The organism is Acidovorax sp. 107 (assembly GCF_003058055.1).
In the GTDB taxonomy this organism is placed as follows: Bacteria; Pseudomonadota; Gammaproteobacteria; order Burkholderiales; family Burkholderiaceae_C; genus Acidovorax.
Window position 1 is genome coordinate 4920001 of record NZ_QBTZ01000001.1, and the last position, 1672, is coordinate 4921672.

The window sequence follows — 1672 nt, forward strand, 5'->3', positions numbered from 1 at the left end:
GTGTAGACCCGAAACCAAGTGATCTATCCATGGCCAGGATGAAGGTGCCGTAACAGGTACTGGAGGTCCGAACCCACTAGTGTTGCAAAACTAGGGGATGAGCTGTGGATAGGGGTGAAAGGCTAAACAAACTTGGAAATAGCTGGTTCTCTCCGAAAACTATTTAGGTAGTGCCTCAAGTATTACCTGCGGGGGTAGAGCACTGTTTAGGCTAGGGGGTCATGGCGACTTACCAAACCTATGCAAACTCCGAATACCGCAGAGTACAGCTTGGGAGACAGAGCACCGGGTGCTAACGTCCGGACTCAAGAGGGAAACAACCCAGACCGCCAGCTAAGGTCCCTAAAATTGGCTAAGTGGGAAACGAAGTGGGAAGGCTAAAACAGTCAGGATGTTGGCTTAGAAGCAGCCATCATTTAAAGAAAGCGTAATAGCTCACTGATCGAGTCGTCCTGCGCGGAAGATGTAACGGGGCTAAGCCAGTTACCGAAGCTGCGGATTTGCAATTTATTGCAAGTGGTAGGAGAGCGTTCTGTAGGCCTGTGAAGGTGTCTGGTAACGGATGCTGGAGGTATCAGAAGTGCGAATGCTGACATGAGTAGCGTTAAAGGGGGTGAAAAGCCCCCTCGCCGTAAGCGCAAGGTTTTCTACGCAACGTTCATCGGCGTAGAGTGAGTCGGCCCCTAAGGCGAGGCAGAGATGCGTAGCTGATGGGAAACAGGTCAATATTCCTGTACCGATCAATAGTGCGATGTGGGGACGGAGAAGGTTAGCTCAGCCAACTGTTGGATATGTTGGTTCAAGCCTGTAGTCGTGCCTGGTAGGCAAATCCGCCGGGCTTAGATGAGGGGTGATAACGAGTCTGCTTGCAGACGAAGTGAGTGATACCCTGCTTCCAGGAAAAGCCACTAAGCTTCAGCTATTGACGACCGTACCGCAAACCGACACTGGTGCGCGAGATGAGTATTCTAAGGCGCTTGAGAGAACTCAGGAGAAGGAACTCGGCAAATTGATACCGTAACTTCGGGAGAAGGTATGCCCCAAGTAGGTGAACTCGTACAGAGGGAGCCCAACGGGGTTGCAAAAAATCGGTGGCTGCGACTGTTTAATAAAAACACAGCACTCTGCAAACACGAAAGTGGACGTATAGGGTGTGACGCCTGCCCGGTGCTGGAAGATTAAATGATGGGGTGCAAGCTCTTGATTGAAGTCCCAGTAAACGGCGGCCGTAACTATAACGGTCCTAAGGTAGCGAAATTCCTTGTCGGGTAAAGTTCCGACCTGCACGAATGGCGTAACGATGGCCACACTGTCTCCTCCTGAGACTCAGCGAAGTTGAAATGTTTGTGATGATGCAATCTCCCCGCGGAAAGACGGAAAGACCCCATGAACCTTTACTGTAGCTTTGTATTGGACTTTGAACAGATCTGTGTAGGATAGGTGGAGGCTTTGAAGTGAGGACGCTAGTTCTCATGGAGCCAACGTTGAAATACCACCCTGGTGTGTTTGAGGTTCTAACCTAGGTCCATTATCTGGATCGGGGACAGTGCCATGGTAGGCAGTTTGACTGGGGCGGTCTCCTCCCAAAGCGTAACGGAGGAGTTCGAAGGTACCGCTAGTTACGTCGGACATCGTGACGATAGTGCAATGGCATAAGCGTGCTTAACTGCGA

The 1672-nt window shown here is 51.0% G+C and carries 1 rRNA gene (cut by a window edge); it reads left to right on the top strand.

Features of this window, described 5'->3' with window-relative positions:
* Positions 1-1672: ribosomal RNA gene (locus tag C8C99_RS22880) — 23S ribosomal RNA — on the top strand; its annotated part reaches 657 nt to the left of the window's first position; the annotation flags it as partial.